9 protein-coding genes are annotated in these 13954 nt (G+C 39.6%); 3 read left to right on the forward strand and 6 right to left on the reverse strand.

Features of this window, described 5'->3' with window-relative positions:
- Positions 1 to 7 precede the first annotated feature (7 nt).
- From narI to GM552_RS08380, 5 genes are read right to left on the reverse strand one after another with little or no spacing between them, the layout of a single operon-like run.
- The gene (gene narI, locus GM552_RS08360) at positions 8 to 694 is read right to left on the reverse strand and encodes a respiratory nitrate reductase subunit gamma (RefSeq protein WP_155566070.1); all 687 of its coding nucleotides are present in this window, start codon (positions 692 to 694) and stop codon (positions 8 to 10) included.
- Positions 678 to 1334, reverse strand: a complete 657-nt coding sequence (gene narJ / locus GM552_RS08365; protein ID WP_155566071.1) for a nitrate reductase molybdenum cofactor assembly chaperone — start codon at positions 1332 to 1334, stop codon at positions 678 to 680. Before narJ ends, narI begins: the two co-directional genes overlap by 17 nt.
- A complete protein-coding gene (narH, locus tag GM552_RS08370; protein WP_155566072.1) occupies positions 1334 to 2890 on the reverse strand; it encodes a nitrate reductase subunit beta in 1557 nt (518 codons plus the stop codon). The genes narJ and narH overlap by 1 nt, the downstream gene beginning before the upstream one ends.
- A gap of 10 nt (positions 2891 to 2900) precedes the next feature.
- Entirely contained in the window at positions 2901 to 6599 is a 3699-nt protein-coding gene (locus GM552_RS08375; protein ID WP_155566073.1) for a nitrate reductase subunit alpha, read from the reverse strand.
- Between the two features lie 32 nt (positions 6600 to 6631).
- On the reverse strand, positions 6632 to 8014 hold the full coding sequence (locus GM552_RS08380; protein ID WP_155566074.1) for a NarK family nitrate/nitrite MFS transporter: 1383 nt from the start codon (positions 8012 to 8014) through the stop codon (positions 6632 to 6634).
- A gap of 276 nt (positions 8015 to 8290) precedes the next feature.
- Here GM552_RS08380 and GM552_RS08385 point away from each other — a divergent pair, with 276 nt between their 5' ends.
- The 3 genes from GM552_RS08385 (at position 8291) to GM552_RS08395 (ending at position 13098) form a co-directional block, all read left to right on the forward strand.
- Entirely contained in the window at positions 8291 to 10471 is a 2181-nt protein-coding gene (locus tag GM552_RS08385; protein ID WP_155566075.1) for a TonB-dependent siderophore receptor, read from the forward strand.
- A gap of 62 nt (positions 10472 to 10533) precedes the next feature.
- The gene (locus tag GM552_RS08390; RefSeq protein ID WP_155566076.1) at positions 10534 to 12423 is read left to right on the forward strand and encodes a histidine kinase; all 1890 of its coding nucleotides are present in this window, start codon (positions 10534 to 10536) and stop codon (positions 12421 to 12423) included.
- An 18-nt stretch (positions 12424 to 12441) separates the two neighbouring features.
- Positions 12442 to 13098 carry a response regulator transcription factor gene (locus GM552_RS08395; RefSeq protein WP_155566077.1) on the forward strand — a complete coding sequence of 219 codons (657 nt, stop codon included), beginning with the start codon at positions 12442 to 12444 and terminating at the stop codon, positions 13096 to 13098.
- On the opposite strand, the gene GM552_RS08400 is transcribed toward GM552_RS08395, so the two are convergent.
- Positions 13095 to 13847: a HesA/MoeB/ThiF family protein gene (locus GM552_RS08400; RefSeq protein WP_155566078.1), complete on the reverse strand. Its 753-nt coding sequence runs from the start codon at positions 13845 to 13847 to the stop codon at positions 13095 to 13097. The two genes, GM552_RS08395 and GM552_RS08400, sit on opposite strands and share 4 nt — an antisense overlap.
- Positions 13848 to 13954 lie beyond the last annotated feature (107 nt).

The raw sequence follows: 13954 nt of genomic DNA on the forward strand, positions 1-13954 counted from the left end.
TTCACGTTCATGAACGTGGTCTTACCAACTGCCAGCGTCGAGTTACATAACTGACCATGGCAAAGCCACTAAATACATGAACCAAACGGGTAAATGGGAAAATAGCAAATACTGTCATTCCCATAAAAAGATGGAATTTGAAGATTGATGACGCATTCATGATATAGGCCACGGCATCACCTTGAAAGGTAATTGTATGCTGTACCCATGTCATAAGTTGAACCATTTCATGACCGTCCGTATGCTGAGCCGAAACAAAAATTGTTGATAAACCAAGTAACAAAGTCAATAATAACCAGATTAACAACAATTTATCACGCCAGGTACTATTTGCCAATATACGGGCTGAAACAAATCTTCTGTGAATAAGGATCAAAATCCCAACCAAACAGATACTGCCCATGATGCCGCCAGCCATCATGGCGAAAATCTGTTTTGCTGAATGGGTAACTCCCAGTGTATCCCAAACCCAGATGGGTGTTAAAAGACCGAAAAGATGCCCAAAAAACAGACCTAAAATACCAATATGAAAACAGATATTTCCAAATCTTAATTGTCCACGATATAAAATCTGGCTGGAATCACTTTTCCATGAATATTGTTCACGTTCAAAACGTACCAAGCATCCAACAACAAAAATTGTTAATACGATATACGGATAAATTCCAAAAATAAATTTATCGAGATAATGCATGACTTGCCCCTTTATTTTCATTGTCTACAGAACAGAGATTACAGGCATTCGTTTGTAAAAGAGGTTCAACTCCCTCAATATTTGGGCCAAATTTCTCCATTGCCTCCTCCATATCTTTAACTGGGGGAACTTTTAAAGGTTGAGGTTGAACAGAAGAATAATTGACAAGTAAAGTGAAAATACCCGTATAGACAGACTGACTTTCCCGCAATTTTGATCCGATGTGATCAATCACGTCAATTGATGCCGCCAGTAAATCCTTTGCTTCACCTTCATTACAGACAGATAAAAACTCTAAAAATAAAGGCAAATAATCTGGTAATTCATCAATTACTGAAATATCATAACCGTTTGCCTTATATTCTGACATGAGATTGACTAGGGCTTGCCCCCTTAGACGGTCCTCACCGTGAATATGCTCAAATAAATGCAATGAACATGATGGATTACGATCGAAAAGTGAAACATACTCTTCTTGCAAATCAATCAAATCCTTTTCTTGCAAATGTTCCAATAAGGGAGAAAGCAAGCTCCATTCAATCTCAAGCGTTTTTAAACGTCCCAAAATTGAAGGGAGTGCATCAAGCAATTCTTGCTCTGGATAACATAATAAAACTGAAAGTATCTTGAAAATTTCCATCAGCTATTGCTTTCTTTTGCCTTGTTCTGTTCACGATCCTCTACAGCGTCGTGAAAGATAATTGGAGAAACCTTCTTGCCAAAAAGACTTGCCTTATTCACCCCGTCAGAGCATCCATTCCCGAAAGTAAATCCACAGGAAGCCTTATCCTGGAATGCGTTTTCAACCATTTCCTTGTGGGATGATGGAATGACAAAACGATCTTCATAATTCGCAATCGCCATAATCTGATACATTTCTTCAATCTGGACTTCAGTCAAAGCCGTATCTTTCAAGACAGAACGATCAGGACGTTGATCAACAGACTTGCTACGCATATAACGACGCATCGCAATCATGTTTTCCAAGGCGTTAATAATGGGTTCTTCTTTCCCCGCCGTAAGCAAATTAGCCAAATAGCGAATTGGAATACGTAAATCCTTAATACCAGGAATAATTCCATTCTTGCCAATCATGCCATTCGCTACTGCAGACTGAATAGGCGATAAAGGTGGAATATACCAAACCATTGGTAAGGTGCGGTATTCTGGATGCAGGGGGAAAGCAACTTTCCATTCTACTGCCATTTTATAGACCGGTGAATTTCTTGCCGCATCCAGCCAGCTTTGGGGTATACCCTGTTTAAGAGCTTCCGCAATAATTGCCGGATCATTGGGATCTAAAAAAACATCAAGTTGGGATTCATACAAATCCTGGGTATCTTCCGTAGATGCAGCCTCTTTAATTTTATCTGCATCATAAAGTAAAACACCCAGGTAACGAATACGCCCTACACATGTTTCGGAACAAACGGTTGGCTGTCCACCTTCAATACGTGGATAACAGAATATACATTTTTCTGCTTTACCAGAAACCCAGTTAAAATATATCTTTTTGTAGGGACAGCCCGAGACACACATCCTCCAGCCGCGACATTTATCCTGATCTATCAGGACAATACCGTCATCCTCACGTTTATAAATTGAACCTGAAGGACAACTTGCAACACAGGCTGGATTTAAACAATGCTCGCACAATCTTGGTAAATACATAAGAAATGTATTTTCAAAAGTTGACAGCATATCCTTTTGAATACCATCAAAAAGCTTGTCTTTTGCACGCTTTGAAAACTCTCCACCAAGATCATCCTCCCAGTTTGGTCCCCAATTTATTTTTTCCATTTTTTGTCCGGTTAGGACCGAAACTGGTCGGGCAACAGGGGGGGTTTTTACATCCGGAGAATTTTGCAAACGTTCATAATCATATGTAAAGGGTTCATAATAATCATCAATTTGCGGAAGATTGGGATTGGCAAATATATTTGCCATAATATGTAACTTGCCACCCTGACGGGGACGCAACTTGCCACCTTTTAAAACCCATCCACCATTATATTTATCCTGGTTTTCCCATTCCTTGGGATATCCAACCCCTGGTTTTGATTCAACGTTATTGAACCATGCATATTCAACACCATCTCGACTGGTCCATACATTTTTACATGTCACGGAACAAGTATGGCATCCTATGCATTTATCCAGATTCAACACCATGCCAATTTGAGCTCTAATTTTCATTGGTAATCTCTTATGCCTCAACTTTTGGGTAATTAACGCTAACAGTCTCTTCAAGCCAATCGACATGCTTCATTTTACGGACAACAACAAATTCATCACGATTTGAACCAACTGTTCCATAATAGTTAAAACCATAGGAATATTGCGCATAACCGCCAATCATATGTGTCGGTTTTAAGACTGTTCTTGTTACCGAATTATGAATGCCTCCGCGTTTTTTTGAAACTTCTGCACCAGGAACATTGATGATCTTTTCCTGAGCATGATACATCAAGGTCATTCCTTCTGGAACGCGCTGACTTACAATTGCTCTGGCCGTTAAAGTTCCATTTAGATTGAAAACCTCAATCCAGTCATTATCAACGATACCAGCCTTTTGTGCATCAATTTCGGAAAGCCAGACATGTGGCCCGCCACGGGATAATGTCAACATCCGTAAATTATCGGAGTAAGTACTGTGGATGCCCCACTTTTGATGTGGTGTGATAAAATTCAGGACTATTTCTGGATTTCCGTTACCATGCTGTCCCAAAACCTTTTGAGTTGTTTTCAAGTCAACCGCTGGACGATAGACACACAACATTTCACCAAATGCACGCATCCATTGATGATCCTGATAAAACTGCTGTCGACCGGTCAGGGTTCTCCAAGGAATCAGTTCATGAACATTTGTATAACCAGCATTGTAACTTACCGTTTCACTTTCCAGGCCTGACCAGGTTGGGGAAGATATAATCTTACGTGGCTGAACCTGTATATCACGAAAACGAATGGAATCATGTTCACGAGGGGTGGCCAAATACGTATGGTCAATACCTGTTACTTTTGATAATGCCCCCCATGCCTTGACAGCGATATGCCCATTTGTTTCAGGAGCAAGATTCAGGATCATTTCAGCCGCATCAATAGCAGTATCAAGTCTCGGCTGTCCCTTTGCAATACCCTGACCAACAACCTTGTTTAAATTACGTAATTGATCAACCTCATGCTTGGTATCCCAACTTATACCTTTACCACCATTACCAAGTTTTTCAAGTAAAGGACCAATTGATGTAAACTGTTCATAAATTGCTCCATAATTTCGCTCGATAACTTTCATGGCTGGCATTGTTTTACCAGGAATAGGATCACATTCACCCTTTTTCCAGTCTTTAACGTCAAAAGGCTGCCCCAACTCTTGTGGAGTGTCATGCATTAAGGGTGTCAATACAAGATCTTTTTGATTTCCAAGATATCCTGCGGCGAGTTCAGAAAATTTTCCAGCCAGTCCTTTAAAAATTTCCCAATCACTTTTACTTTGCCATAAAGGTTGTACAGCCTCGCTTAAAGGATGAATAAAGGGATGCATATCCGATGTATTCAAGTCATTTTTCTCGTACCAGGTGGCCGTCGGAAGAATTACATCTGCATATAAACAAGTCGTTGACATACGGAAATCCAAGACGACCAGAAGATCCAGTTTACCTTCTGCGGCTTCTCTTACCTTGATTTCCTTCGGTTTAATACAATTTTGCTCTTCACTTAAAACTGCATTCTGAGTACCCAAAAGATATTTAAGGAAATATTCATGTCCCTTACCTGAAGAACCAAGAATATTGGAACGCCATACAAACATGTTGCGTGGAAAGTTCACTGGATTATCAGGATCATTACAAGACATGTCAATTGCACCTGATTTCAATCCTTCAACCGCATAGTCAATGGGATCTTTATTTTGAGCAATTGCATTTTGTGTCAACGTCAACGGATTCATTGACAATTGCGGTGCAGAAGGTAACCATCCCATCCGTTCAGCCTTGGCATTACAATCAATCAGCGCCATACCTTCAAATTCACTCAGGCTATTTTGTGAGGCAACTTCATTGATAGCCAGCTTTTCATGACGCCATTGACTTGTATGATTGTAAAAGAAGGATGTTCCGTTCATCTGACGAGATGGACGATTCCAATCCAATCCAAATGCCAATGGAGCCCAACCGGTTTGTGGCCTCAGTTTTTCCTGACCAACATAATGGCACCAGCCACCTCCACTTTGACCTATACATCCACAAAGCATTAACATGTTGATAATGCCACGATAGGACATATCCATATGATACCAGTGGTTTAATCCGGCGCCCACGATGACCATGCTTTTACCATGAGTTTTATCGGCATTTTGGGCAAATTCACGAGCAACCTGAATAACCAATTCAGGTTTTACACCAGTATGTTTTTCCTGCCATTTAGGAGTATAGGGAACATCATCCATATAATCTCTAGCGCCATCACCTAGACCACGGTCAATACTGTAATTGGCAGCCATTAAATCAAAAACTGTAGTAACCTTTACCTGATTGCCATCAGCCAAGGTAATGGTTTTAACCGGAACCTTTCGGAGCATCTGTTCATTTTTGCTTTCTCCAGCAAAATAATTGAACACAACCTCCGCAACATTATCATGCTTACCCAGCAGACTAAGTTGGGCCTTAACGGTCTGTCCTTTGCTATCCTGTTCTTTAAGATTCCATTGACCTGTTTCACCCCAGCGAAAACCAATTGATCCTTTGGGGGTTACAATCTGTCCCGTCAATTCATCAATAACAAGCGTTTTCCATTCAGGATTGTTTTTTTCATCAAGCTGATCTGCCAAATGACTGGCACGCAAGAAATATCCGGGAACCAGTTGGCCATTCTTTTCATCAAGCATAACCAGCATTGGCATATCTGTATATTGACGGCAATATGACGTAAAATATTCAGAGGGACGGTCCAGATGAAATTCTTTGAAGATTACGTGCCCCATCGCCATGGACAAGGCAGCATCCGTACCTTGTTTGGGAGAGAGCCATATATCACTGAATTTTACCATTTCACCATAATCTGATGAAACAGCGACCGTTTTTGTACCTTTATAACGAACTTCGGCATAAAAATGAGCGTCTGGCGTACGAGTCATGGGGATATTTGATCCCCACACTAGTAAATAGGTTGAATTATACCAATCGGCTGATTCCGGAACATCGGTTTGCTCGCCCCATACTTGTGGGCTTGCTGGTGGCAGATCGCAATACCAATCATAAAAAGATAGCGGAACACCCCCAATAAGAGAAAGATAACGGGATCCGGAAGCGTAGCTGACCATCGACATAGCCGGAATAGGAGAAAATCCAATAATACGGTCGGGACCATATTTTTTGATAGTAAAGTTATTTGCCGCGGCAACAAGCTCGTTGACTTCCCGCCAGGTTGATCGGACAAATCCGCCCAATCCACGTCTTTTCTTGTAAGAACTGGCCAATTCTGGTGTTTGACTGATATATTCCCAGGCGGATATCGGATCCATCTTCTGACGTGCATCACGCCATAATCTAGCCAGCTGTCCACGCAGCATTGGATATTTAACACGTTGGGCAGAATAAACATACCAGCTGTAAGATGCCCCGCGAGGACATCCCCTGGGTTCATGATTGGGTAGATCCGCACGAGTTCTCGGATAATTTGTCTGTTGGGTTTCCCAGGTAATCAATCCACTTTTAACATAGATTTTCCAACTGCAGGATCCAGTACAATTCACACCGTGAGTTGATCTTACGATTTTATCCTGTTGCCAACGTTGTCTATACGCGTCTTCCCATTTTCTGTCCTCGTTAACAACAGCGCCATGCCCGTCAGCAAAACTGCTTTTCGTTTTTTTAAAAAAGTTTAAACGATCTAATATATGGCTCATAATCAATTTCCAAATTCTAAATCAAATTTGTCTTAACAACGTATTTCAGCATTTCTGCGAAGGTAGTACCAACGGTTTATCAAAAGGCAAAATACGTAAAATCCCACAAAAATATAAAAAGCTAAATTATACGATCCGGTATAACTTAAAGAGGTTCCATACAGTTTTGGAATTATAAATCCACCATAGGCACCAATAGCCCCCATAAAACCAAGAACCGCACCGGTTTCCTTGGCAGCATCCTCATTCATCTGCTCTTCAGATTCAGCTTTTTGTTTTTTAAGGTATTTCTGGTAAAATATTGTGAATATTCCGGGAACCTGGGCAAATACGGATCCATTTCCCAATCCAACAAAAATGAACAGGATCATAAAACTTATCAGGAAGCCGACAAAACTTCTTGATTCTTCCGGGGCTGAGATGAAGAAAACGATACATAAGGAAAAAACAATCATACCCAGGAAACTGATTTGAGTTACCCGTGTCGCCTTGAATTTGTCAGAGGCAATTCCCCCAACAACTCTAAATATGGACCCCAGCAAAGGACCTAAAAAGGCGTATTTTATTGGATTAACATCAACGAATTCATGCTTTATCAACAGGGGCAATGCCGCTGAAAAACCGATAAAGGATCCAAATGTACCCAGATAAAGCAAACAGGCAACCCAGGTATGTTTACGCTTGAAAATTATTGATTGCTCTGAAAAAGATGCCTTGACCGTGGCAAGGTCATTCATCCCAAACCAGGCAGCGATAACGGTTACCGCAATAAAAGGTACCCAAATATAGGTGATATTCTGTAACCAGACAAGACTCTGCTGACCGTTATGAATACGTGTTTCTGGTCCACCCCCCAAAGCACCAAAGATACTGACGCCAATAACCCACAAGGTAACAAATTGTACAAACGGTACACCAAGATTTCCCAGTCCAGCATTTACCCCCGTGGCAAATCCCTTTCTTGATTTAGGGAAAAAATATCCGATATTTGCCATAGAGGAGCTGAAATTTGCTCCACCAAATCCACACAACAGGGCCAAGATCACCATTGTTGCAAAACTGGTATTTGGATTTTGTATGCATATACCAAAACCAATGGTTGGAATCAAAAGGGTGGCTGTTGAAAAAACCGTCCATCTTCTTCCACCAAAAATGGGAACCATAAAGGCATAGATGATTCTCAGGGTTGCCCCTGACAATGCAGACAATGCCGTTAAAAGCATTAGTTGATTTTGAGTATATTTAAACCCAACTTCTGGTAGATAGACAACAACGACACTCCATAATTGCCATACAACGAAAGCAAGTAAAAGAGCAGGAACGGAAATCCATAAATTCCGTAAAGCAATAACACGTCCTTGCTTTTCCCAAAACTGTTGATTTTCCGGTTCCCATTTTGTTAGTAAATGAGACATTTTTTTTCCTTGGTTGATGAACCAATACGTTTATATCTGTATTGTTTTTGATCTTTATTGTATAAGTTAAATAAAACGCATAATTGTTTTAATAATATTTACATCTTCCGCAAGATCGAACCAATTAGTCAAAAGCTTATAGAAATCTGGAATAATGGCTAGGTTGTTTATAGCCATTTGGCTAAGTATAATTAGTCGTTTTCCTACTATTAATATATCATATTCATTTCCATTATTAGAATAATTTCTTGAATTATTAATCCATGAAGAATTTGCATGAATAGAAAACAAAAATATATTCTACCTCTGCTTCTTCTTTTCCCTTTTCAAACGATGGCACAAAAGATTTCAACCTCGACCAATATGGAAAGAGAGGATGAAATATCCGAAAAAATTACTGTAAGGGGACAAAGAAGGGCTGACGGATCAGTTGCGGTAATGAGTACTCCAGACGTTACCTTGGGCCCCTTGGGTTCCTTGAAATCTGAAGACGCGCCTTTTTCAATCTTGTCAGTTCCTCATGACGTTATTGCCAATCAACAGGCAAGAAACGTTAATGATCTAATGAAATACCTTCCTTCCGTACAACTCGAGGCCCGTGGATCTGCAGGCATGGCCAGGCCGCAATCCAGGGGGTTTGAGGGGGACGTGACAGCAAACAGCCGTATTGACGGGCTCAATATGACAACCACCACCCCCTATCCAACGGAAATGTTTGAAAATTTGCAGGTTCTGAACGGGTTGGCCGGGGCTATGTATGGCCCACAAAATCCAGCCGGCATTTTCAGTTACCAGCTCAAACGTCCCACTGACCGTCGTACGGAACATCTTTCAATCAATTACGATTCAATTGGTGCCGTGACGGAATATGCGGATGCATCTGGTCGAGTCGGTAAAAATGGGTGGTTTGGATATCGTTTAAACCTTCTGCATGATGAAGGCACCGCCTATGTGGAACACAGTCAGTTAAAACGTAATCTGGTCAGTGGTGATTTTGATATTCATCTTTCCTCCAAAACCGTTATTGAGATAGATGCCAGCCATTATACCTATAATGAAAGGGGAACAGCGACGAATTTTTCGTTTGATAATTCCATTCAACTGCCATCCGCACCCAATATGGGCAAGGCCTATCTTGGGCAAAAATATGCCGGCTTTAATACGGAAACAAATACCTTTCTCGGAAAAATCAAACACCAAATCAATAGAAAATGGAGATTTACTGCGGGAGGGCTCTATCAGGATGCCAAACGAGAGATGTTCAACAACAGCAATCGACTCCTAAACAGCAAGGGTGATTATCAACAATCTATTTCGGTAGCCGGTCAGGCAAACGTTTTTCAGGTAGGGAGCAATTTTGCCTATGTGAATGGAGAAGTAAATACAGATTTTGTAAAACATGAACTTGTTTTGGGCACCAATGGATATATGAGGGGTAATTACAATCCCACTCATACTGAAACAATCAATCTTGGAACCAGCAACATACACAATCCTCGTCCATTACCGGGTCATAGACCAAAAGGATGGGGACGTTATCAATCGGCCTTAATCCAGCAACAAGCCCTGATTGCAGGCGATACAATCCATTTTAATCAACAATGGGCCATTATGGGTGTTTTCAGTTGGAGCTGGTTAAGCAATGACAGCTGGAACATGAAAGGAAAGAAAACCGCACACAATTCACATGATGCGGCATTTAGTCCAACAACAAGCCTGATTTATCATCCTCTTGAAGGTCATACCGCCTATTTCACTTGGGCAAGAAGTCTGCAGGCGGGAGATATTGCCCCGGCGACGGGAGTAATTAATCCAAACCAGATCATGGCTCCCTATCGTAGTGAAGAATATGAAGTGGGCTATAAGGTCAAATTCAACCGCCTGTGGTTAAATGTTGCGGCATTCCGTATGACACGTCCATATGCATTTATCAATCCAACAACCCATATTTTTGCCGTCGCAGGACAACAGCGCAATTATGGGGTTGAATTTCAGGTCGCAGGACAGATATGGGATAGTCTGTCTATTCTTGGAGGTGTTACATGGCTTGATGCACAACTGGGAAAAACAGGAAATATTGCCACCTCTCATAAACAAATTGTTGGTGTCCCACCTGTTCAGGCCAACCTGCTGATTGACTACCAATTACCTGTCGCAAAAGATCACATCCTGTACGGTATGGCATTCAACATCAATCTTCACTATACAGATCGTCGGGCTGCCAATAATTACAACACCACTTTTGCCAAGGGGTATTTTACGACAGATGTCGGGATGCGCTACGCCTTCAATGTCTTTAACACCCCACTTGCGGCACGATTTAATGTCAATAATGTAACCAATAAACATTATTGGATGTCTGTATATCCATCCTCAATTAACGGAGGCACCGCAAATAACAGTGCTTATGCTGGATTACCCAGAACATATCAATTTTCATTGGCAGTTGATTTCTAATATTTAATTCAAATATATGTTAAAATAATCTTATCATAATATTTACGAACAATTATCAAATAATGAAAATCACGCGGTATTTTAACAAGCTTTCAACCAAACTGCTTACCTGTACTATCGCATGGGTTGTATGTGCCATATTCTTTACGGGATATGCACTCGCCCTGCTTTGGCAGCTTGAAAATGCTGGAATTGCCATCAATTATACGGGCAGTTTGCGCATGCGTGTCTATTACATGATGTTACTTTCTAATCAAAACGATTATGTAAACCTGCAGCATGAACAAACAAAATTTATTACAATCCTTAATAAATTAAAAAAATACGATAATAATACCCTGATTTTTTCAAATAATAAAAAAATAAACCTGCAAATAAAATATATTGAAAAAACCTATAATAACCAGATATTGCCGCTTATAAACCAGTCCTCTGGATATCACAGATTAACTGACAAAAATTATTATCATCTCAACACATTCGTAGAAGACATTGATCTTTTAGTCAAACTGATCGAAAACCAAAATACGCAAGACATCATTTGGCTTCGATACATAATCACAACAATTATCCTGATGATACTGATAACTGCCTTTTCGAGCATATCCCTGTTATATAGATCAGTCATCAATCCATTGAAACATCTTGAATCAAGTATCAAAGCCCTAAGTCAGGGTAATCTATCCAGACGTATTCCTGTAAATGGCAGTAGTGAATTTGATATTGTCTCCTCCGGTTTTAACCAGATGGCACATAATTTGCAGGACTTATACAATAACCTTGAACATAAAGTTTCGGATAAAACACTTGCATTAAAGAAAAAGAATCATGAATTAACTATTCTTTATGACATGATCACCTTTTTACATACCTGCCTGACTCCCAATATGGCAACCGAGAGATTCCTTGAAAAAATTATTGATTTAAGTCAAGCGGATGCCGGATTTATCGGCTTTCTTAACGAAGAGAAAGACGCCATGAATTTTATTTGTAGCCAAGGTTTTCCAGCACAATTAAACACCATTGAACAATGTTATTTTTCTGCCAACTGTTTTTTTGATATTTCTTCCCTACCCAAAAATTCCTATCCTATTTGCGTCAAAACTGATCAGCAGGAAAACTGTCTTATACCCTCGTGCGTTAAAAAATTATTTAGTCATTTTATCATTTTTCCTATTTGGCATAATAAAAATGAAATAGGGTTAATGGTTCTATATTTTAAAAAAAGGGAATCTTCTTTTTCTCCAGAAACCTACCACTTGATTGAAACATTGACCTGTCAACTTGGTGTATCCATTGAAAATTACCAATTAACTGCCAAAGAAAAACAGCTTGCCATTATGGAGGAACGCAACTTAATTGCACAGGGATTGCATGATAGCATAGCACAAGCATTGTCCTTTCTTAATTTGCAAGCTCAAATGCTTGAAAAGGCAATCAATAAGAATGACCTTGACAAAGCCAAGCAAAATCTGGATTTTATTCAGCATGGCGTGCAAGAATCCTATGACGATGTTCGTGAACTGTTAATGAATTTTCGAACCAAGATTGGCAAGGAAGATTTTGAGACTGTTGTTAAGAAAGTCGTGAACCGTTTCAAAGCCCAGACAAAAATACCTGTAAAATTAATTAATCTGCAAAAATTTTTATTTATTACAAAACAACAGCAATTACAGATCATTTTTATTCTTCAAGAAGCTTTATCCAATATTCGTAAACATTCAAAATGCAAGCTTGCAACAATTGAATTTAGTTATAATAATTCTTTCATGATGCGTATTCATGATGATGGTGTCGGATTTGACCTTAATACCTTGCAAAAAAAACAACAGAACCATATCGGTTTATCAATTATCCAAGAGAGGGCAGAAAATATTTCCGGAAAAATAAACATTACTTCAACACCTAATCATGGTACAACCTTGGAACTCACTATTCCGATAAACTTATAGAACGGTAGTATAAAGAAAATGCAAACAAAAATTAAAATTCTGCTTATTGACGATCATTCTTTATTTCGTTCAGGATTGAAATTTCTTCTTAACAATCAGGAAGATATAGAGGTTATTGGAGAGGCGCAAAATGGATCAGAAGGTATAAAACTGGCCCAGAAACTTAACCCTGATATCATCCTCCTTGATCTGGATATGCCAAGAATGGGCGGAAAGGAAACGCTCCAAAACCTTTTAAATATTAATCCAGACCTTAATGTCCTAATTTTAACTGTTTCGGAAGATAATGATGACCTTATTCAATGTATGACACTTGGAGCAAAAGGCTATCTTTTGAAAAATATCAATACCGATTTCCTATTGGACAGTATTCACAAAGTTTATGAAGGGAATAATATTCTCTCCCCAGCCATGATATCAACCCTTATCGATCAATTCCGACCCAATGAAAAGGAAAAGAACGAAGATCTCTATGATTCTTTAACACCAAGGGAAAAAGAAATATTGGCTTGGCTGACCAAGGGAATAAGTAATAAAGAAATTGCCCGTTTTTTGAGCGTGTCAGAAAGTACAATCAAGTTGCATGTTCAGAATATATTACGAAAACTTAATTTACACAGCAGGGTGCAGGCAGCAATTTACGCCCTAGAACATGGTTTTGACAAAACACCCTAGTTCCTCGAACAACCACACACGTTACAATGCGGATTGCGATCACATTCCAGCATATGAAAAGAAAAATTCAAAGCATTATAATGCAGTATCCTGCCCGTAAGAGCTTGACCCATCCTGGATATTACCTTCAAAGCCTCTGAAGCCTGCATAGCTGCCATTGTATTGACCAATGGGGCGTAAACACCGGTAAATGAACAACGGTCCTGTTCTGTTTCCGCTCCATCAAATAGACAGGCGTAACATGGTGATCGATCATTATTTGAGTCAAATACACTTAATTGCCCTTCAAACCGTATGGCCGAGGCATAAATTAAAGGTATTTTACTAGAATATGCAACCCGCCCGATCATTTGTCGGGTTTTTAAATTGTCACTACAATCCAAAATCACATCATAATCATGAATTAATGAAGATAATTCATCCTCGGATAAACGGTAAGGCACAGTATCAACAGTAATATCCGGATTTTGTCTATGAATGAAATCGGCCATTACATGATTTTTGAATTTACCAATATCATCAGGTGTATAGTATGTCTGTCGTTGTAAATTGGACAGTTCGACCTTGTCATTATCAACCAGCATTAAACTGCCAATACCCGCAGCAGCAAGAATAGGAATTGCTGCACAACCCAGTCCCCCGCATCCTATAACCATAGCACGGCTATTTAAAAACCGTTTTTGTCCATCCAAATCAATTTGCGGCAAAAGGATATGGCGACTGTATCTTACCAATTGATCTTCATGCATTATTTGAAATAACCCAAATAAATAACCATATAATGATAAACGTCATAAAGAATACTAGCCATAAGACTAGCAACCAAATATTCACAAAGATTAATATAATCTTATTC

This window comes from Commensalibacter sp. ESL0382 (genome assembly GCF_009725775.1).
Taxonomy (GTDB): Bacteria; Pseudomonadota; Alphaproteobacteria; order Acetobacterales; family Acetobacteraceae; genus Commensalibacter; species Commensalibacter melissae.

Bases quoted from the DNA above. Each gene is read 5' to 3' on its own strand.
- narI (WP_155566070.1), bottom strand. From the start codon at position 694: ATGCATTATCTCGATAAATTTATTTTTGGAATTTATCCGTATATCGTA.
- narJ (WP_155566071.1), bottom strand. From the start codon at position 1,334: ATGGAAATTTTCAAGATACTTTCAGTTTTATTATGTTATCCAGAGCAA.
- narH (WP_155566072.1), bottom strand. From the start codon at position 2,890: ATGAAAATTAGAGCTCAAATTGGCATGGTGTTGAATCTGGATAAATGC.
- GM552_RS08375 (WP_155566073.1), bottom strand. From the start codon at position 6,599: ATGAGCCATATATTAGATCGTTTAAACTTTTTTAAAAAAACGAAAAGC.
- GM552_RS08380 (WP_155566074.1), bottom strand. From the start codon at position 8,014: ATGTCTCATTTACTAACAAAATGGGAACCGGAAAATCAACAGTTTTGG.
- GM552_RS08385 (WP_155566075.1), top strand. From the start codon at position 8,291: ATGAATAGAAAACAAAAATATATTCTACCTCTGCTTCTTCTTTTCCCT.
- GM552_RS08390 (WP_155566076.1), top strand. From the start codon at position 10,534: ATGAAAATCACGCGGTATTTTAACAAGCTTTCAACCAAACTGCTTACC.
- GM552_RS08395 (WP_155566077.1), top strand. From the start codon at position 12,442: ATGCAAACAAAAATTAAAATTCTGCTTATTGACGATCATTCTTTATTT.
- GM552_RS08400 (WP_155566078.1), bottom strand. From the start codon at position 13,847: ATGCATGAAGATCAATTGGTAAGATACAGTCGCCATATCCTTTTGCCG.